Annotated in this window: 17 protein-coding genes and 1 pseudogene; 11 read left to right on the forward strand and 7 right to left on the reverse strand. The window is 66.8% G+C overall.

Going from position 1 to position 19961, the window contains the following annotated elements:
• Positions 1-231 precede the first annotated feature (231 nt).
• Positions 232-1035 (forward strand): hypothetical protein, encoded by an 804-nt coding sequence (locus tag CBI38_RS33790; RefSeq protein ID WP_109335823.1) that lies wholly within the window; start codon positions 232-234, stop codon positions 1033-1035.
• Positions 1032-1367 carry a hypothetical protein gene (locus CBI38_RS33795; protein WP_109335824.1) on the forward strand — a complete coding sequence of 112 codons (336 nt, stop codon included), beginning with the start codon at positions 1032-1034 and terminating at the stop codon, positions 1365-1367. The genes CBI38_RS33790 and CBI38_RS33795 overlap by 4 nt, the downstream gene beginning before the upstream one ends.
• Positions 1368-2509: 1142 nt before the next feature.
• Here the strand turns inward: CBI38_RS33795 and CBI38_RS33800 are convergent.
• Complete coding sequence (locus tag CBI38_RS33800; RefSeq protein WP_204165017.1) at positions 2510-4012, reverse strand: potassium/proton antiporter; 1503 nt, start codon at positions 4010-4012, stop codon at positions 2510-2512.
• 90 nt (positions 4013-4102) lie between these two features.
• On the opposite strand from CBI38_RS33800, the gene CBI38_RS33805 reads away from it, so the two are divergent.
• Positions 4103-4891, forward strand: a complete 789-nt coding sequence (locus tag CBI38_RS33805; RefSeq protein ID WP_109335825.1) for a universal stress protein — start codon at positions 4103-4105, stop codon at positions 4889-4891.
• Positions 4892-5175: 284 nt separating this feature from the next.
• Here the strand turns inward: CBI38_RS33805 and CBI38_RS33810 are convergent, their stop codons facing one another.
• Positions 5176-5454 carry a cation:proton antiporter regulatory subunit gene (locus CBI38_RS33810; protein ID WP_109335826.1) on the reverse strand — a complete coding sequence of 93 codons (279 nt, stop codon included), beginning with the start codon at positions 5452-5454 and terminating at the stop codon, positions 5176-5178.
• A 243-nt stretch (positions 5455-5697) separates the two neighbouring features.
• On the opposite strand from CBI38_RS33810, the pseudogene CBI38_RS40840 reads away from it, so the two are divergent.
• Positions 5698-5821 (forward strand): annotated as a pseudogene (locus CBI38_RS40840) (sensor histidine kinase); the annotation flags it as partial.
• Positions 5822-5878: 57 nt separating this feature from the next.
• Positions 5879-6385 carry a hypothetical protein gene (locus CBI38_RS40420; RefSeq protein WP_204165018.1) on the forward strand — a complete coding sequence of 169 codons (507 nt, stop codon included), beginning with the start codon at positions 5879-5881 and terminating at the stop codon, positions 6383-6385.
• 280 nt (positions 6386-6665) lie between these two features.
• Here CBI38_RS40420 and nhaA read toward each other — a convergent pair whose 3' ends face one another.
• From nhaA to CBI38_RS33835, 3 genes are all read right to left on the reverse strand, one after another.
• Positions 6666-8087, reverse strand: a complete 1422-nt coding sequence (gene nhaA / locus CBI38_RS33825; RefSeq protein WP_109335827.1) for a Na+/H+ antiporter NhaA — start codon at positions 8085-8087, stop codon at positions 6666-6668.
• A complete protein-coding gene (locus CBI38_RS39740) occupies positions 8084-9415 on the reverse strand; it encodes a cation:proton antiporter (protein ID WP_230990317.1) in 1332 nt (443 codons plus the stop codon). The genes nhaA and CBI38_RS39740 overlap by 4 nt, the downstream gene beginning before the upstream one ends.
• Before the next feature lie 63 nt (positions 9416-9478).
• On the reverse strand, positions 9479-12457 hold the full coding sequence (locus CBI38_RS33835; protein ID WP_204165019.1) for a UPF0182 family protein: 2979 nt from the start codon (positions 12455-12457) through the stop codon (positions 9479-9481).
• Between the two features lie 655 nt (positions 12458-13112).
• Here CBI38_RS33835 and CBI38_RS33840 point away from each other — a divergent pair.
• The 6 genes from CBI38_RS33840 (at position 13113) to CBI38_RS33865 (ending at position 17449) form a co-directional block, all read left to right on the forward strand.
• A complete protein-coding gene (locus CBI38_RS33840; protein WP_109335829.1) occupies positions 13113-14069 on the forward strand; it encodes a HAMP domain-containing sensor histidine kinase in 957 nt (318 codons plus the stop codon).
• Between the two features lie 2 nt (positions 14070-14071).
• On the forward strand, positions 14072-14731 hold the full coding sequence (locus tag CBI38_RS33845; RefSeq protein ID WP_109335830.1) for a response regulator: 660 nt from the start codon (positions 14072-14074) through the stop codon (positions 14729-14731).
• A 150-nt stretch (positions 14732-14881) separates the two neighbouring features.
• Positions 14882-15844 (forward strand): recombinase family protein, encoded by a 963-nt coding sequence (locus CBI38_RS33850; RefSeq protein ID WP_109335831.1) that lies wholly within the window; start codon positions 14882-14884, stop codon positions 15842-15844.
• 241 nt (positions 15845-16085) lie between these two features.
• Positions 16086-16352, forward strand: coding sequence for a hypothetical protein (locus CBI38_RS33855; RefSeq protein WP_109335832.1), 267 nt, complete (start codon positions 16086-16088; stop codon positions 16350-16352).
• Between the two features lie 51 nt (positions 16353-16403).
• Complete coding sequence (locus tag CBI38_RS33860; RefSeq protein WP_109335833.1) at positions 16404-17000, forward strand: helix-turn-helix transcriptional regulator; 597 nt, start codon at positions 16404-16406, stop codon at positions 16998-17000.
• Positions 16997-17449 (forward strand): hypothetical protein, encoded by a 453-nt coding sequence (locus CBI38_RS33865; RefSeq protein WP_109335834.1) that lies wholly within the window; start codon positions 16997-16999, stop codon positions 17447-17449. The genes CBI38_RS33860 and CBI38_RS33865 overlap by 4 nt, the downstream gene beginning before the upstream one ends.
• Before the next feature lie 21 nt (positions 17450-17470).
• Here CBI38_RS33865 and CBI38_RS33870 read toward each other — a convergent pair whose 3' ends face one another.
• Together CBI38_RS33870 and CBI38_RS33875 are read right to left on the reverse strand one after the other, a co-directional pair.
• Complete coding sequence (locus CBI38_RS33870) at positions 17471-18037, reverse strand: death domain-containing protein (RefSeq protein ID WP_230990318.1); 567 nt, start codon at positions 18035-18037, stop codon at positions 17471-17473.
• A 766-nt stretch (positions 18038-18803) separates the two neighbouring features.
• A complete protein-coding gene (locus CBI38_RS33875; RefSeq protein WP_109335835.1) occupies positions 18804-19748 on the reverse strand; it encodes a phospholipase D family protein in 945 nt (314 codons plus the stop codon).
• Positions 19749-19961: the final 213 nt, after the last annotated feature.

Genomic DNA, 19961 nt, shown 5'->3' on the forward strand with positions numbered 1-19961 from the left:
CACGAGGCCCACGTGTGTGCACCGCTCTGATGCGCTTTCAGGCACCCTGCTGGCCCGGAGAAGCGCCAGCACAGAGTGTCGAAAACTCGTGTCGGAAACCGGCATTCGGCGCACCTCGGCGGGTTCCTTCCGCGCCGAGGTAACCACAAGGATACACGCAGTTCGAAAATATGTTCGACTACACTGGTTGGGGTAGATCGATCGGGTTAGGGATGTGTGAAGGCGGCGAGTATGAGCGAACTGCCCATTGCGCCTGCCTCGAACGGGCTCACCAAAGCGGAGAAACTCGACCAGCTGCGGCGGAAGATGGCGGCGATTCCCGCTCGATCCGAGGGCACCGAACCGGCGAGGCCCGCGGTGATGCTGCGGTCCGTCGACGAACCCGCACCGATTGTGGCCACCGCCCAGACCACGCTGCGAACACTTCCGGTGCCCTCTCCGATCGCGGAGCTACTTCCACGTGGAGGACTTGCCCGCGGCACCGTGGCCAGCGTCTCCGGTGCGAGCGCAGTGCTGATTGGACTACTCGCGTCGGTCACGGCCGGCGGTTCGCACGCGGCCGTGATCGGACTGTCGAATCTCAGTCTCCTCGCCGCTGTCGAGCAAGGTGCCGACCTGTCCCGGATAGCGATGGTTCCCGAACCGAAGGACTCCGCGGTCGCGGTCGAGGCCGCAGCTATCCTTCTCGACGGAGTTGATCTCGTCATTCTCGGGCTTTCGGGCGCGGCCGTCACCCCATCGAGGGCGAGGGCAGTCGTGGCCCGGGCACGGTCGAAGGGTGCCGTCCTACTGGTGACCGAAGGCCACTGGGATGGAGTGGACCTGCGCATCGAATCCCAGGTCACCGGATACTCCGGTCTCGGTGACCGGCACGGACGCCTCACCGCGGTACAGCTCGACGTCGCGGCCGCCGGGAAAGGGTTCCAACGCCGGACGAGTCGGATGGAGATCCGCAGCGACTCTGGTTCGGTCACCTGGCGCGCCGACACCGACGGTCACGTCACGGAACACGCACCACTGCGAGCCGCGCTGTGATCAACACCGACAACTGGACCGAACGCTGGCCCCAGCACCCCGTCATCAGGACCTTCGATCCGCCACGAGCAGTTCAGGTCGACATCGGCAAGGCGTTGCCGCTCGGACGTGGCGGGGCGGCCCGGGCCGACTACGTCAGCTTGAGAGTGAAGAGTTCGTCGATCTACCTGGCCGGGCTGCGGCCGGCTTTGCAAACGCACTGGCTGCGAATGCATGACGGACAGTGGTTGGCCGCGATCACCGTTTATGTCACCGACGCCGCAGGAACCAATAGCCTCGAACTCGACATGATCGTCACCGCCGACGCCATCACCGAACCACCCGCACCCTAGCTGGCCGAGTCCAACGCCTGCACAGGATCGATGGCTCCGGTCAGGGGAGTCAGTGTAGGTACCGAGCGGCAGTTGTCTTCCGTTGGCGATCCGCCTGCCCGGCGGCCGCCTGGCCACCTGCGGTGTCCCCCGATTCGAGCTGTAGGGTCTCGGTGCCGGTGACATTTTGTAACACTGCCACCTGCGCGTTTAGCGTTTGTCTCACTGCATGTCCACACTGTTCTGTCTCAATTCCCTGGCAGTTCTTATCCGACATCACGATGCGGGGCGGGCCGTGCTGGGATGGGCGAACACGACGCCCGTGATAATCAGACCTCAAGGGGAGTTGGGGCACAGCAGGTCTGGGATCGCTGGCCACCCGTCCTCTCGTCCGGTTGGTGCCGTGGATGCCGCCGGATCATCCCGGGCGATGACCCGCGACGAGGCCGCCGAGCTGCTGGCGAAGGATGTGCCGCTGCGGGAGCGGGTGCGGACGATGCTGTACGAGACCGCGCTCGCGCTGACGAGCTGCTGAGACTCGATATCGGCGACATGGATACGGCGAACCGTTGTGACACGGTGACCGCAAGGCAGGGTCACGGATGTGGTGGCCTGGCAGACCGGGGCCGCGCGGCTGCTGCCGCGACTGTTGGCCTGCCGCAGGCGCGGGCTTGTGTTCCTGACTGATCGGAAGGCGAAACCGGGGATGGGCCGTAGACGATATCGACTCGTCGACCCTGCGGGGGCGGTTGTCGTATCGGCGGGCCCTCGAGATGTTCGAGCACCATACCGTCGACTTCGCTCGTGGGCCCTTCACGCTGTATCAGCTCCGTCATAGCCGGTTGACGCACGCGGCGGAGGACGGTGCGTCCACGCTGATGGTGGTGTGTGCGCAGGTCGGGTTTGGGCGGTTGTCGCGTGATGGCGCTGGTCGGTGTGTGTGGGTGTGATTGGTCGGCAGCGTGGCGGTCGCGGATGTGCGTGTTGGTCGCGGTGGTGGGCTTCTCGGTCGCTGTGCGATGTTGCCTCGCCCGCGACGCTGGTGGCGCGGCGGCGGTTTCGGCTGAGGTTGCCGGTCGTGAATGGTCGTGGTCGGTGTGTGGAGGGTGCTGTGACTGATCCGCATCACATTTGACAGTCGACCAGCCGCAGTGCTGGGCGACTCACCCTGATGGGCTGCGCGGCGGGTGGTGACCGGTCGGTGGTGGTTGCTCACCGCGCGCCCAGGCGGTGACGCGTTTGCTGGCGGAGCTGTGGTGTGGGGCGGCGATGATGACGAGGTCGCCGCTGCGGATACGGGTGCGGGGCGAGGGAATCAGGATTCGGTTTCCCCGCAGGATGGAGGTGATCAGCCCATGGGGCGGGGTGAGATCTTTGAGTTGGCGACCGGCGATGTACAGGTCGTCGGTGACCCGGACCTCGATCATCTCGGTGTTGATGCTGCCGATGGGCACATTCTCCGCGACCGGGTCGAGGGCGGTGGTGTTGGTGCGCAGACCGAGCCAGCGGGCGACGAGGCGGATGCTGGATCCCTGCACCGCGGCCGAGACCAGGACGACGAAAAAGATTATGTTGAAGATGAACAGCCCGTCCGGATACCCGGCCACGAATGGGAAGGTGGCGAGCACGATCGGGACCGCACCGCGCAGTCCCGCCCAGCTGATGAGTGTGAGTTCCTGCCACCGATACCGCAGCCAGACCAGGCACAACACCACGGCGATCGGGCGCGCGACGAGCACTAGGACGATCGTAACGATCAGCCCGGGACCGATCACGGCGGGCAGCTGCGAGGGGAACACCAGGACACCGAGGAGCAGGAACAGCCCGACCTCGGCGGTGCCGGACAGTCCGCGATGGAAGGTGCGGATGCCCCGGCGATGTAGCGGTACCTGGGCACCGACGATGAGGCCGGTGACGTACACCGCCAGGAAGCCGGAGGCACCGGCTGCGGCGGCCGCGCCGTAGGACAGACCCGCGATACCGAGTGCCAGCACCGGGTAGGCGCCCTCGGGTCCCAGATTCACGCGCATCAGCGTCCAGCTGCCCGCGATACCGATGAGCCCGCCGATCGCAAGCCCGCCGCCGAGTTGCAGCACCGCGAAACCTGCCCAGTCGGCAACCCCCGGAGCACCGCGCCAGGTCTCGATCAGTCCGATCGTCAGCATGATCGCGAGGGGATCGTTGGCTCCGGATTCGACTTCCAGCAGTGAGGCGAGCCGGCGAGGTAGCGGCGCGCGGCGTAGCACCGCGAACACCGCGGCGGCGTCGGTGGAAGCGACAACAGCGCCGATCAGAAACGCGGTCAGCACGTCGATGTCGAGCAAGAAATAGGTGCCCGCACCGACAACTCCCGCGGTGAGCAGCACGCCGACCGTCGCCAGGAGCGATCCCGGCACAGCGCCTGCCCACAGATCCTTGGGTTTGGTGGTCAACCCGCCCTCATACAGGATCAGCAGAAGCGCTATCGTGCCACCGATCTGGGCGACACGCGGATCGCCCAGGCTGACCAGACGGAGCCCGTCGTCCCCGATGACCATGCCCAGCACGAGGAACAGCAGCAACCCCGGCAGCCGTAACCGGCTGGCGAACCCTCCTGCGAGCACACCACCGACCAGCAACGCTGCGACGACCAATATCCACCAGTCGGCCGGGAGTTGGATGCTCATGATCTCCAGGGTTTCCGATCCGGACAAATCGGGAATAGCCTACCGATCGGCCCAGATTTACTCGAGTCGAGACTATGTGGTGGTGAAGTGATGAATCGCGACGGGCCGGTCCCGTGTGTGGTGGTGCCGCTGGACGGATCGGCGCAGGCCCGCCGGGCGCTGGATCCGGCGATGCGCGTCGCTCAGGTCTTGGGCTGTTCGATCGAGCTGGTCACAGTCTATGACCCGGTGCGTGGGCGGTGGGCGCGCGATCTGGACGACATCGCCGACCGGATGCCTTTTGAACAGGTCGAGGTTGCCGTCGTCGGATCGGGCTGGCCCGGTGAGGTCCTTGCCGATGTGGCCGGCGACCATCCGGGAACCCTGATCTGCATGGCCACCCAGGACCACGACCAACTCCAGCGGCTGGCCCTGGGCAGCGTGTCCACCCATCTGATGCGCGCGACCGACGGCCCGATTTTGTTCGTCGGCCCCGGCTACACGCCCCAGCAGGACCTGCCGAGATATCGCGACCTGGTGGTGTGCATCGACAATTCCTCGCGCGCGGACACCGCCGTGAGGCTGGCGGCTGTGTGGGCGGCGCGACTCGGACTCGGCATCACACTCGTCCACGTCGCCGCAGACCTCGCCGGCCAACTGGAAATGGAATCCGAACTCGCCGCCTACGTCGACCGGCTCACCGACGGTGGCGCGGCAGCCACCGCGACGGTGCTGATATCCGACAGCCCGGCTCACGCCGTCGCCGAACTCCTCGGATCCCGCCCGGACGCCCTCGCGCTGACCGTGTCACAAGGCCGCGGCAGCTTGACCCGGCTATTACTCGGCAGTGTCACCTCCGAACTGCTCGCCCGCAGCCCCGCCCCCGTACTCGTCGCATAGGCACCCAACGGTGGTGAAGGTGCGCCCGGCTGGGGCGCCGCTAAACGTCGGAGTGCCCCGCACCGGCCGTGTCCGCGCCGGCGTTGGTTGCTCATGGCGAATTCCCTATTGCCGACGCGGGAGTGGCGGTCGCGGCGTGGGAGCGGTGCCGGACGAATTCGCCACATCGGCTACAACGTGTCTTTTGCCGATGGCGGTGCTCGGGTACGTCGTCTCCCGGGTGGTCAAGCCGCCCGCGGCGATGGCGAGCACGGCCGCGATCATGGGGAAGCCGTGTAAGTCCGTCACGCCGGACCACGCTTGCCGCTGAGCTGATCGAGGCGGCGTTCCACGTCGGCCAACCGGTCTTGGATAGACGTGCTGTGCAGCAGTTCGGCCGCCTGATCGGCCTCGTCGGGCTCGAGGGTAATGGTCTGCAATGGGGTGTCGTGGGTATCGGGGTGATAGATCACGATCTGCCGAGCCCCGTCCGGGCGCACGATCAGACAGAACCGCGACCCGTCGCGGGTGCGGCAGTGGTGCAGCACGCCTTCACCAGGGACCGTCGACAGGTCGATGTGCATATCGGCGTCTCCTTCCCGAACGACCAGCGCTCGCGCTGCTCTCAGTCTCGGCCCAGTGGTGGCACTCGAGCTATGGGTGGGAACACCCATTTGTCGAGGCCGAATGGGCACGCACGATCACCGAATGGGTGCCGCGCCCCATGGGCACCACCGTGAGCGGCGATCAGACTGACCTCATGAGCAGTCGTGCCGGTACTGCGATAGACCGGTTGTGGGCACGCACACCCATTCCCCGCGGGTGCGCTGTTCCGCCGTGTCGTCGTCATCAACGGGCTGGTGTTCACCCTCGGCACTCTGGTGCTGGCGCTGTCACCGGGCCTCGGTGTCCTCCCGGGTGCGGCTGACCGAGATCCCGGTCCTCGTGATCGACTCCGTAAGGTGACGTACCTCCCTGTTCGTCTCGGTCCATCACGAGTAGTCCGGTGTGCGGGTCACGGGTACAGGTCGGCCGATCGATCCGATCCGGCGGGGCCCGTTCTCGCTGTTCGTGCTCATCGGAAATCCGCTGATCGTCGTGCTGATCATGGCCGCGATGCGCTACCCGGTGCGGGTCGGATTCCTGGCCGGTCTGACCATCGCCCAGATCTCCGAGTTCTCCCTCATCCTTGCCGCGTTGGGGCTCAGTCTCGGCCACATCAGTAACGCCACCGTCAGCCTGATCACCGTCGTCGGGCTCGCCACCATCGGCGGCTCGAGCTACCTGATCCTGTACTCGCACCAGCTCTACCACCGGCTCGAACGGTGGCTTCGGGTGTTCGAGTGGACCGGGACCCGCACAGCCGACGTCGCCGACGACGATTCCGAGGTGTACGTCATCCTTTTACGGGCTCGGCCGGTTCGGCCGGCACGTCGCCGACCACCTCAGCAGGGCCGGGCACCGGGTGTTGGCGGTCGACTTCGACCCGCACCAGGTCGGAGGGAACGATCGTGACGGCGTGACCGGCGGTCTACGGCAGCGCCGAGGACGTGCACTTCCTGGAAACGCTGCCCCTGGCGCAGGCCCGGTTCGTGATCAGCACCATCCCGTTGCTCGAGACCAACCGGGCGCTCCTGCGCGCCCTACGCCGCCACGAATACCGCGTCACATCCGCTCACCGCTCACCGCGCTCACCGCCCACGACGCCGAGCAACTGTGCGCGCCGCCGGTGCCGAGGTGATTCTCGAACCCTTCTCCCTCACCGCCGAGGCCACGACCGAGGTGCGCGACCACCTCATCGAGGACGACGCCCGCGGCGGCGACCGCAACGGACACCCCTGACGGTGCGCACCGGGGTGGTACCGCGTCGTCCGGTCGGGCCCGGGGACCCGTCCGGCCGCGTGTCCCGGCCGTTGTCGGTGAACACATCGGGAACGCCGTCGGCGTCCGCGTCGACCGTCTCTTCCTCGGCTATCAGCCGGTAGGCGCGGTTGCGGATCCTCAGGATGACGGCGGCGACGAAGGCGGCGATCAGCGAACCTGACAGGACACCGATCTTGACGTGATCGTCGCGCGGGCTGGCCTCGCCGAAGGCGAGTTCCCCGATTAGCAGGGACACGGTGAACCCGATGCCGGCGAGGACCGCGACCCCGAGGACGTCGATCCAGCGCAGCCCGGAATCGAGGGTGGCCCGGGTGAATCGGGACAACAGGTAGGTGGTGCCGAAGATGCCGCAGGTTTTCCCGAGCACGAGGCCGAAGATGATGCCCAGCGTGATCGGATCGGACAACGCGTCGGACAACCCGGTCAGCCCGCCAACGGTCACGCCGGCGGCGAAAAACGCGAACACCGGAACCGCGAACCCCGCAGAGAGGGGGCGGATTCGGCGTTCGAAGTGCTCGGCCAGCCCGGGCCCGGCGTCCGGACCCCCGGCGGCCCGGCTGCGGATCACCGGCACCGTGAATCCCAACAGCACTCCGGCGACGGTGGCGTGCACCCCGGAGGCATGAACCAACGCCCACGTCGCCGCCGCCAGGGGAAGCAGCAGCCACCACGACCGGACCCGCCGCTGCACGGCAAAGGCGAACGCCGCCAACGGAATCAGCGCCGCCAACAGCGGCAACACCGAAAGTTTGTCAGTGTAGAAGACGGCGATGATGGTGATCGCGAGCAGGTCGTCGACGACCGCGAGCGTCAGCAGGAAGGTGCGCAGCGTCGACGGCAGGTGGGTGCTGATTACCGCCAGCACCGCCAGAGCGAACGCGATGTCGGTGGCCGTGGGAATCGCCCACCCCTGCAGCGCGTCGCCGCCGGTGCGGGCATTGACCGCCACGAACACCGCCGCTGGCAGCGCCATGCCGCCGACCGCCGCCGCGATCGGCAGCGCCGCCCGCCGCGGGTCACGCAGATCCCCGGCGACGAACTCACGTTTGAGTTCGAGACCGACGACGAAGAAGAAGATCGCCAGCAAACCGTCCGCCGCCCACATCCCCACCGACAGATTCAAGTGCAGCGCCTCGGGCCCGACCGTGTACTCGCGCAGGGCGTCGTAGCCGCTGGACCACGGGGAATTGGCCCACACCATCGCGACGACGGCGGCCATGAGTAGCAGCGCGCCGCCGACGGTCTCCCGGCGGAGGAGCTCGGCGATGCGAGAGGTCTCGGCCCACGATCCCCGCGGGAACAGGGCCGCCTTGGCAGTGGGTCGGTTGTTCACACTGCATCCTCCCGTGTGTGTGGAGTCGCGGAGATCAACTCGGCGACGGCGTTCGAGGCCTCACGCAACGTCAGGTGCCCCACCCAGGCAATGGTGCACACCTGGACTCCGAGCAGCGATCGCACCCGTGGCTGCAGGCACTCGGGGCTGACCAGCTTGCCGTGCTCGCCGGTCGCGACGACGATCGGGACCCGCCCGGACCAGCGGCGCACCGTCCGGGCGGACAGACGGCGCGGCAACCGATCGGGGAAGCAGGGTTCGCCGATCATGCTGTACCAGCAAACCGGGCTCAAATCCGGAGAGAACCGGGACCCGATCAGATACGCCCGCAGTTGGTCGCTGTTGTCGAGTGAGGGATTGAGGCGCGACATGACCGTCGCCCTGCGATCGAGCCCGGGAGTACGTCCGGGCCTCGCCCGGTGACGGGGTAGTGGCAAGATCGCTGCCTCGGGAATTTGGTCGGCGGCGTGGGTGAATTCCAGCCGTGGTCCCAAATCCAGGAAGAAGAACAGCAATAGGAAGTCACGCAGGCTGACCAGCCGTGCCCCGAGCGTGTCCCGGTACGGGGTGCTCGCCAGGGATACCCCGGCCAGGAAGGCGCCCACTTCGGAGCTGAAACCGAGTGTGTCGCTCACCGCGGCGATCGAGACAGCGTAGGACACCCCGAACAGCACGAGCAGTTCCTGGGATCGGGCGATGTGGTGCAGCAGCCAGGGCAGCACGTAGCGCATCAGCACGGCGACGGCGGTGAGCAGGCCGAGGCCCTTGGCGATGACCAGCGTGATGTTCAGTGCCAGGCTGTCCCCGCTCTGCCGTCCGAAGACGTTGAGAGCGATCATCACCAGCACCACGACGATGTCCTGGACGATCAGGAAACCGACCGCGATCCGCCCGTGGAGCTGTTCTAGTTCACGTTTGTCCGACAGCAGCTTCACGATGATGATCGTCGAGGAGAAGGTAAGAGCGACCGCGACATACAGTGCGGTCACCGAGTCCATTCCCAAAGCGATCGCGATCAGGTACCCGACCACGGAGGTGAACAGGACCTGCCCGAGACCGGTGGCCAGGGCGACCGGCCCGGTGCTGCGGATCAGGTGCAGGTCGAGCTTCAAACCGACCAGAAACAGCAAGATGGCGATGCCGAGGCGTGCCAGAAGCTCGATCGTGCTGTCGGCGACCACCCAGCCGGTTCCGGCCGGTCCGACCAGGATGCCGACTCCGATGAATGCGACGATCATCGGCTGCCGCAGCCGGGTGGCCAGCAATCCTGCGCACGCGGCGATGGCCAGGATGACCGCGATCAGTGCGAAGTCGTGCAAGTCCGCCATGCGGGACTCCTTCGCGTTGCGGCAGTGTGCATCGTCGCTCCCCGGCTCGCCACTGCTGGGAACTCAATTCAGGCTTCCTCCGGCGGCGAGGTAGCCATCGATGGCGCGCTGGAGGCGGTCGAGGGCGGTGCCGTAGGCGGTGAAGTCCCCGGTGTGCTGCGCTTCGCGCAGGCTGGCCAGGGCCTCGTTGAGTTCGAGGACCGCGGCGGTCAAGTCCGCCGGCCCGGCCGGCGGCGCGGGAATCGGCGCGGCTCCTTCTACCGGCGGCGCGGGAGTGGCCTGCGGGTCGGGTGGCGGCGCGGTGGCCGCATCGCCACCCGGGGCGGTCGCGGCCCGACCGGTTCCTGCTCCGAACACCTGATCGAGCGCCTCGGCGAGGGTGGGGGCGTAGCCGACCCGGAGGCCGCCGGTGCCGGGTTCGCGGTAGCTGACCAGGACGCGGGCCAGTTGCGGGAACGTCGACCCGTCCGCGGTGGTGGACAGCCGCTCGGTGTAGAGGGGTTCGACGTAGAGCACGCCGCCGTCGGCGATCGGCAGGGTCAGCAGGTTCCCGTAGTGGATCCGGTTCGAACGCTCGAGCAGGGTGCGCTCGGACGCCACCCGGGTGTCGGAGATCATCGAGTTCTGGATCTGCTGCGGACCCTGGGTCAGGGTGTCCGTCGGCAGCTGCAACACCTCGATGGTGCCGTAGCCGTCGGGGTCCGAGCGCACCGAGAGGTAGGCGGAGAGGAATTCACGGTTGAACCCGACCATGGCGGAGGCGAGCCGGAACGAGGGCGCCGCGGTCTGCGGGTCGCCGACCAGGACGTAGTACGGGGGCTGCTGCCCGGCGGCGTCCGAGGTCGGATCGGAGGGAACGGACCAGAACGCATTATTGGTGAAGAATTCCCGCGGGTCGTTGACGTGGTATTTCGCGAGGCGTTCGCGTTGCATCCGGAACAGGTCCTCGGGGTAGCGGAAGTGGGCGCGCAGGTCCTCGGAGATGGTCTCGTCGGGCCTGACGGTGCCGGGGAACACGCTCATCCACGCGGTCAGGACCGGATCGTCCCGGTCGACCTGATAGAGGGTGACGGTGCCGTCGTAGGCGTCGACGGTGGCCTTGACGGAGTTGCGCACGTACGAGATTTCCTCGCGGGGCAGGGTTCTGCCGGTGTCGGTGACGACTGGTTCGGTCAGGGCCCCGGCCTGCGAGTAGGGGTAGTGCTCGAGGGTGGTGTACGCGTCGACGATCCAGGTGATCCGGCCGTCGACGACGGCCGGGTAGGGGTTGGTGTCGGTGGTCAGCCAGGGGGCGACGTGTTCGACCCGGGTGGCCGGGTCGCGGTTGAAGAGGATCTTCGACTCGGCCCCGATCGCACCGGAGAACAGGATGTTGCGTTCGCCGTACTGGGCGGCGAACGCCAACCGGTTGATCCAGTTCCCGACGGGCACCCCGCCGGCCCCGGTGTAGGTGTACTGGGAGGTGTCGGTGTCGTACTCGCGCGGCGCGGCCCCCGGTTGTGCGCCGACGATGGCGTAGTCCGGGACGTCGGACTGCGCGATGACCTCGCCGTAGTAGATGCGGGGTTGCTGCACCGGGATCAGTTGCCCGCCGGCTGCCTGGGAGGCGAGATCGCTGACGGTGTAGATCGGGTAGCCGCTGTCGCTGCTCGCGCTCTGACCGGCAGCGTCCCGCACGGCGGCATTGACCCGGTTCGCCGGGGCTGCGACGAATCCGTTGCCGTGGGTGTAGACGGTGTGCTGGTTGATCCACTGGGTCTGGTTGCCGCTGAGACTGTTCGGAGAAAGCTCGCGGGCGGCGACGATGTAGTCGGCGAGTTCACCGTCGATGGTGTAACGGTCGATGTCCAGGGTCGGGGTGAAGCCGTAGAAATTCTTCAGCTGCTGCTGCTGGGTGAACGTGCGGGAGAGCACGTTCGGGTCGAGCAGCCGGGCGTTGGCGATGGTGGTGACATCGGCTGGCACGTCCCGCGGCGGCCGGGTACCGACCCCCGGATAGTCCTGATACCGCACCCGGTCCGGGCCGATCCCGTAGGCCTGCCGGGTCGCATCGATGTTGCGTTCGATATAGGGGCTCTCCCGGTCGGCGGCGTTCGGGCGCACCGAGAACTGTTCGATCAGCGCCGGGAAGATCCCGCCGACCAGGATCGAGGACAGCACCAACAGGGCGGCGGCCATCGCCGGGATCCGCAGATCCCGCACCACGATGGCGGCGAAGAACGCGACCGCGCACACGATCGCGATCGAGAACATGATCAACCGGGCCGGCAGCACCGCGTTGATGTCGGTGTAGCCGGCGCCGGTGAAGGTGGGCTCCTTCCGGCTGCCCCACAACAACGCATACCGATCCAGCCAGTACGCGACCGCCTTGAGCGCGATGAACGTCCCGGCCAGCACCGCGAGTTGAATGCGCGCCGCCCCGGTGACCTCGATCGTGCTGCCCTTCTTCGGAGACAGCCGGATCCCGCCGAACAGGTAGTGCGCACCCAGGCTGAGCAGGAACGCGAGGAACACCGCGACGAACAGCCAGGTCAGCACCAGCCGGTAGAGCGGCAGGTCGAAGACGTAGAAGCCGATGTCGTGCCCGAATTCCGCATCCACGGTTCCGAAGTCGCCGCCGCGCAGGAACAGCTGCACGGTGGCCCAGTTCGCCTGCGCGCTCAGCCCGAACGGGATAGCCAGCAGCAGCGGGATGCCGATGCCGAACAGCCGGGGCCGACTCATCACCACGGTCCGGTACTGCTCGATCGGGTCCGTCGCCGTCGCCGCGGCCGCGAACAGCGGCCGTGACCGGTAGGCCCACATCACGGCGCCGAACAGGAGCGCACCGACGACCAGGGTCACCGCGGTGAACAAGGTCAGCCGGGTGACCAGGACGGTGCCCCACACGGTTCGGTAGCCGACCTCACCGAACCACAACCACTCGGTGTACACCGCGATCAGCCGCGGACCGATCACCAACAACGCCATCAGGCCCAGCAGCACCCAGATCGAGATGATCGCCCGCCGGGACAGCGGCCGCACACTCTCGGACGGTTGCATGCTCACCTCCCACGGACCGCACAATGCCGCAGCGGCCCGATCGGCACATTCAGCGCCCAACAACGACGGTGCTGTCCGTTTCGTCTCATTTTAGAGGTGCTGGCACCCGCACAAGCAGCGCCATCAGGCCCGCCGCACCGAGTACGCCGGCCACCCGGGGAATTGTCGTCGTCGCGATGAGAACGTGGCAGCAAGCATCGAGACAGCGGTCAGGGCCGGTTCCGCGTTCATCCTCGTTCATCCGGTTCACCTGGCCCTGTCCCGGTCACCTCGGCCGCACCGCGATGCGGCGGCGGGCGGATCGGGCGCCCACCGGCCCGTTCAGGCCTGGGGATGCCCGCCGGATCGCCCACGTGCTCATCGGTCTGGTTCCGTTCCTCTGACGGATTGATCGACACTCAACACCCCAAGCTCATGATCGGTCACGGCGCGAGCGCGCACCATCCGGGCCAACACCCATTTCCGGTGGCGGTGAACCCGTACTCCGGCCGCGAACATGGGCACTGCCACGGATTGACGACCCCGCGGCGGGGCGGCAGGCTGGAATATAGTGCAGCCCACGGCGACTTCGATGCCCGCGAAGCCATACCGCGTTCGTCACCGCCCACACCCGCGATAGTGGAGGACATCCGTGTGACGAGGAGGCCGGCGAATCGTGTCGTTGTTCTGGCGGATCTTCCTACTCAACGCAGCGGTCCTCGCCACGGCCACCGTGCTGTTGCTGATCGGGCCCGCCACCGTATCCACCCCGGTCCTGCTCGCCGAGGCACTGATCCTGACCGCCGGGCTCGCCATCACCCTCGTCGCCAACGCCGCCGTGCTCCGGATCGGTCTCGCCCCGCTCCGCCGCCTCACCCGCGCCATGACCACCATCGACCTGCTGCGCCCGGACCCACGACCGCCAGTGACCGGGCCCGCCGGTATCGCGGACCTGATCACGGCCTTCAACGCGATGCTCGACCGCCTCGAAGCCGAGCGCGCCACCAGCAACGCCCGCGCGCTGTCCGCCCAGGAATCCGAACGCCACCGCATCGCGCAGGAACTCCACGACGAGGTCGGTCAGACCCTCACCGCCGTTCTGCTCGAACTCAAACGGGTCGCCGACCACGCACCCGAGTCCACCCGCACCGATCTGCGGGAGGTCCAGGAGATCACCCGTGCGAGCCTGGACGAGATCCGCCGGATCGCCCGCCGCCTCCGCCCCGGCGTCCTCGACGAACTCGGTCTGGTCAGCGCCCTGAAAGCCCTGGCCGACGAAACCGCCGGACACACCGGAATCACCGTGCACCGCTCGTTCGACACCGACCTGCCCAGCCTGGGCACGGAAAAGGAACTTGTGGTGTACCGCGTCGCCCAGGAAAGTCTGACCAACATCGCCCGCCACGCCCAGGCGCACAGCCTCCACATCGCTCTGCGCCGCAACACCACCGACGAAATACAGCTGCGCATCCGCGACGACGGCGGCGGGCTCGGCGATGCGCCGGAAGGAGCCGGGATCCGGGGGATGCGCGAACGCGCACTGCTGATCGGCGCGCACCTCACCCTGGGACCGGGTCCTGGCGGCGGCACCGAGGTGCGTCTCGACGTACCCACCCCGACGAGAGAGCAGTGACCATGCCAGCGACGACCCCCACCCGCATCCTGCTCGCCGACGATCATGCCCTCGTCCGCCGCGGGGTCCGCCTCATCCTCGACAACGAACCAGACCTCACCGTCGTCGCCGAGGCCGGCGACGGGGCCGAGGCCATCGAGAAGGCCCGCATCCACCGACCCGACCTGGTCATCCTCGACATCGCGATGCCGCGGCTGACCGGTCTGCAGGCCGCGCGGGAACTGTCGCGACTGACGCCGGGCCTGCACATCCTCGTCCTGACCATGTACGACAACGAGCAGTACTTCTTCGAGGCCCTCAAGGCCGGAGCCTGCGGATACGTCCTCAAATCCGTCGCGGACCGCGACCTCGTCGAAGCCTGCCGCGCCGCGATGCGCGACGAACCGTTCCTCTATCCGGGCGCAGTGACCGCACTCATCCGCAACTACCTCGCGCGCGCCGAACAAGGTGAGAGCATCCCCGACAAGGCCATCACCGACCGGGAAGAGGAAATCCTCAAACTCGTCGCCGAAGGGCACTCCTCCAAGGAGATCGCCGACCTTCTCATCATCAGCACGAAAACCGTTGAGCGACATAGGTCCAACCTGCTGCAGAAACTCGGACTACGTGATCGTCTGGAACTTACCCGCTACGCGATCCGCGCCGGGCTGATCGAACCCTAGCGACGACTGGCGTCCCACAACCTGGAAATGAGACGCTTCCCGGGCCCGCGTCCGGATACCGTAAACACCCAGCTCGCAGCGTCTCAAAAGTTATTCCACAATAACGTGTCACAACAGCCGTACAAGTCTGACTTTCGGTACGCTCCAGAAATGGAGTTGGGATACGCGCGGGTGTCGACGAGCAAGCAGGACCTCGCGCGGCAGATCGACGCCCTCACCAAGGCGGGGATCGACCAAGCGAAGATCTACGTGGACAAGAAGTCCGGGGCCACCACCGAGCGGCCCGGGCTGCAGGCGCTGCTCGGGTACGCCCGCGGCGGCGATGTGATCGTGGTGCACACCCTCGACCGGCTCGGCCGTACCGTCCGCGACACCCTCAACCTGATCCACGACCTGCACCAGCGGGGCATCGGGTTCCGCAATCTGGCCGACCCGATCCGGATCGACTCCACCGATCCGGACGACCCGATGGGGCAGCTGGCAGTGGTACTGCTGGCGTTGTTCGGGCAGATGGAACGCACCTACGCGGTCGAACGGGCCGCCCACGCCCGCACGGTGGCCACCGAGAAAGGTCGCCGCACCGGCCGGCCCAGCGTCGTCACCGACGCCCAACTCGCCTACGCCACCCAGCTACGGGACGGCGGGGCCACCATCGCCGAGATCACCGCCAAGACCGGGCTCACCCGCTCCACCCTCTACCGGCACCTCCCGTCCCGGCCATTGGAGACACTCACCGCCGACACCGCCCCGGCCGAGGAAAAGCCGTCACCGTCCACGACTCCGGCGGCGACACCGCCGGCGGCCAGATCGTCGGCCTGTCCAACCTGCGGATACGAGCCCGCTGCCCGCCGCGACCTCGTCCCGCACCGCGCCGACCTCGCCACCATCTGGCTGCACCTCGACGAGTGCGGCGAGGTGCACGAGACGCGGCACTGTGCCCGCTGCCAACCGCACAGCCACGTCCTGGTGATCAGCTGCTCGCGGTGCGGCGACGGCCCGCTGGTCACCAGCACCAGGCCCGGAACCGGCGAACTCCCGCTCCCGGTCAGGGACTGGTTCGAACGACACGGATGGATGATGACACCCGATCCGTTGTGCCCCAACCACATCTGAACGTCAACAACTCGGCGCCCGGGTATCGCAGGGAAGTCGTCACCCACCGGTCGACCTGTCACTACTGCCAGGCCTGACAGAAACGCTCTGTGACGGTGTGGAGCACTAAACTATCCGCGCAGTCCAGGTCTGGAAGTCCGTTTCCTGGCCGAGCCGCGGCCGCGACGACGTTGGAGGGTTCCGATCAACACCGATCCCGGTACGGACACGTCCAGGCACGCCACATGTTCGAGGCCAGAGAATGGGTGAGTCGTGGGACGAAGTCAGCCTCAAGGATGCTCGGAAGTCGTTGGACAACGAGGTCTACGCCGTGGTTGAGGACCTCGTGAAGAACAAGGGCTGGCGACTGCGGGAACAGGGGCACAAGTACGCGATCTACTGCCCCTGCACGGACGGTCGGGCGAACTTCATCACGCTCCCCGGGACGTCCAAGAACCCCGGAAACGCGGCCAAACGGATAAAACGCTCCGCATCACGATGCCCTGACCGGCACGAGCTGATGAAATAACAATCTCTGTTTCCAGTTGACAACAGCACCGGGGATGAGGAAGCTGGGGTCATGTCCCCGACCGAATTCGAGCTTATTTTCGTGACCCCAGAAGTCTCCGGACCCGGTGACACCCGGATCGCGGCGGTCGAGCAGCTCCTGGACATCGTGGTGGAGTCGCACAGCGGTTTGACGCTCGCCACCGTAACCGCAGAGGGGGACGACGCCGTGACCGCGGCGCTGGACGCTGCGGCAGTGCTGTCGTCGTGCGGCCTCACGGTGGTGCGGTCGTACCCCGACCTGGTCACCCGCCAGGACATCGCCGACCGAGCAGACGTGTCGCGACAAGCAGTCGGAAACTGGGTGCGCGGTGACCGCATGCAATCGGATCCTTTTCCCGCGCCGGTGAACCTGGTCGGTGGCGGTGCGTGGCTGTGGGGAGATGTTGTCGCCTGGCTCCGCCGACAGAACTACGAGATCGACGACATCGAGTTCCCCTCGATGGACGACCATGCCCGCATCGACGCCGCACTCGTCGGCGCCCCGAAAAGGACGCCGAAGATCACCGGCCATCTCGAAGCGAAGGTCGGGTTCGCCCCCTCTGTTGTCGGAAGCAGTCGCGACTGGGCCGGAGACAGCTTTCAGTCGAGCTATGCACTAGCCGTATGACAGAAACATCGCCTCCTCGCACTGTCGCCGACGCCCGGGAGCTCCTCGAGCTGACAGAGCTCACCGATATCGTGTTCTTCGAAACGGGTGCTCGGCGCAAACCTGACGTGGAAGAAACTCCACTCTCCATCCAGATTGCGCTGCGCCGCGAAGAACTGCTCTTGGAAGTTCGATGCCGGGCAACCGTCTCCGGCTCAGGGGGCGAGTACCTCGCCGACGCCTCCGCGGTCTTCACCCTCCGGGAGCCGATCGAAGCCGCCGACGCGATCATCACAGAATTCGTCGAACGTGTCGGAGTGATGTCCGTCTACCCATACCTCCGCGAATCCATCACCCAGTCCGGTGCCAAGCTCGGCCTCGACCGCCCCGTCTTGAAATTGCTCCGACCGGGCGATATCCACATCACTGTCGATGACTCCGACGACAAGGATTCAACCGAGGCCACCTGACACGTCAGAAAATCGTCACACTCACTGGGACCTCAGGTGCCGGCGCCCAGCTTCGCCGGTACGGCAGGCCTCGCTCGGTGGACGAATCTGGATGCCGTATTGCTTCGCGATCCGGCTCATCCGCGGCACGTCGCGGCCCGCCTCGTACCCGAGTTCCCGCAGTGTTCGCCGCTGATTGACGTACTGGTCGTGGAACCATGCCGGATCGACCGGCGGGCCTCCGGCGGTCGGCGTGATGCCGTGATGTCGTGCCAGTCGACCCGCCACCTTCCTGCTGACTCCGATCATCGCGGCGATCTCGGCGAGGGTGCGGCGCTGACCGCAATAGAGGTCGACGAACTGCGTCCGGCTCAACGCCTCCACCGCCGCGGTCTGGGTTGCGCGTCGACCGAACCGTTCTGCGGCAGTGGGCGATGCGGGTGCGGGGTGGTTTTCGAGGAGGTGGCGGATCACGTCAATGGTGGTGCCCAATTGCCGCGCGATCTCCGACAGCGCGGTGCTGTCGCGGCGGACCAGGTCATGGAGGTCGGCGAGGTCCACGGCGCCGGGATCAGAGGCGGGGATGCGGCGAGTGTGATCTCCGACCACGAGAGGGCCCGCGCGCTGATCAGCCTCACGTGAAGTCTCTCGGGTGTGCCGGTGGCCCGAACCCGGTTGACCCACGCCGCGGTCAGCTCACTAGACACCTCCGAAAAGACCGCGTTAGAGCTCGACGGATATACGTCTGTATCGTGCGGGTTGTGGTGTTTCCTGCGGCCAAGGCGAACTCGATACGGCAGCGCAAGTTTCGTCACCAAAGATGTGATTGTCGAACCCGGTCATGTCCGGTGGTGAGGACGTTCAGTTGCTGAGCGGTTGATGATGGAATCTCGTGTCGCCCTTGTGGCGGGGGAGGACGAAATTTTCATCACAGTGACGTAAGTGCCCGAGCGGTTCTGGTTCCCAAACTTCTCCGACTGAACCGGATGGTGTGACGCAGAGTGGCATCGCGTGCCCAGACGCTCCGCGGGCGCGACATCAAGGCGAGGATAGCTAACACCGCTACGCTAGCTAGCAACGCAATGGGGTTGCATGGTGGGCAACGCACGACGCCCCGTCCTGTGGCTCATGGGTAGTGACTACCCCGGCGGTCACTTCTCGTGGGGAGTGGGCGGTGGTGGAGCCGGTCGACGGCATCGACGGAGACTGTGTTCGGCGGTGAGGGCGAAGGCAGCAGTTACACGCCAGGCATTGTCGACGGCGAGAGTTCGCGGACGGGAACGCCGACGAGTTCCGTGCAGACCTCGACGCATTTCGAGGAGGGGAATGGGCGGTTCGGTGTTGGGTGCGCGGCTCATTTCGTGGGCATATCTGCTCAGAGGTCCCATAGTGCGAGCAGTGCGGTCCGCAGGCTGGGGGAGCGGACGTAGTGATCGGTCCGCAGCCGTGACCCGGGGTGCCCGAGGTCGGTGAGCGCCTTCTCGGCGTCGGTGAGAGGCACGGGGGGCAGGTCGGTGCGGGTGCGCAGGAAAAACAACACCGCTCCGCCCGACCGCGGGATCGGCATCGGATCGGAGATCACCACGGCCGGCGGGTGAATCCACTCGTCGCCGGTGGAGACGAAGACAATCACGTCACCGCGCCGAAGGGTGCCGCGTGTGTCGAGGCGGAGCGACTCGAGTTGGTACTTCACCACCGGGCCGCCCGCGGCGTTGTGGCGGCCCCGCTGGTTGTCGAGGACCTGTTGTTCGGTGTCGGTGGGTTCGTAATCGACGGCGTGTTTGACGAACATCCGGCGCACCGGTGTGGGCAGGAAATCTATGTCGGTGCGAACGCGGCCGGTGACCCCGGGCAGTGGGACGGCGCGGCCGATCTCCCACTCGAGGATCGCGTCGTCGAGGAACACCTGATCGACCTCGGTGATCTCGTCGAGGCCGTCGATGAACGTGCGCACCGAGGCGACGATGTCGGGGTCGTCGGTGATGACTACGGCGTCGTCGGCGAGGGTGGAATTCTCGGAAGCGTTGGCCGACCCGATCACCGCCCGGGTACTGGTAGCGATCACCTTCGCGTGCAGGGTCGGTGACGACAGCACCCGCACCCCCTTGTTCAGATAGTAGGAGAGGGCGGCGGGGGAGGTGGCGTGCGCCCGGATGGCGGCCTTGGAGGCGTTGACGACCAACAGGTCCCCGGCGCGCAGCGGGAGCAGCTCGGGTGCGTCCTGCCCGAGGTAGCCGATCGCGGCGTACCGGGCGCCCCGGGTGCGGATGGCGCGGGTGATGTGCGGCCACGGGCTCGGCCCGTGGAAGGTGGTCCCCATACCGACAGACGGTAACCGGCGCGCCTTAGGTGTGGTGCCGGTCCCGGCAACGCTAAAAGAAGCTAAAGGGGGGCGCCGCCGGTCCGTCGCTCCCGGCGCGCGTCGACAGTCGCGTGGAGCGGGCTGACCGCGGTCGCCCCAAGTGCAGCGATTCGACCGAGTCTCAGCTGAGAAAAATGTATCGGCACCGGCCACAACCGTCGGTCCAGCACT

Source organism: Rhodococcus oxybenzonivorans, assembly GCF_003130705.1.
Classification (GTDB): domain Bacteria; phylum Actinomycetota; class Actinomycetes; order Mycobacteriales; family Mycobacteriaceae; genus Rhodococcus_F; species Rhodococcus_F oxybenzonivorans.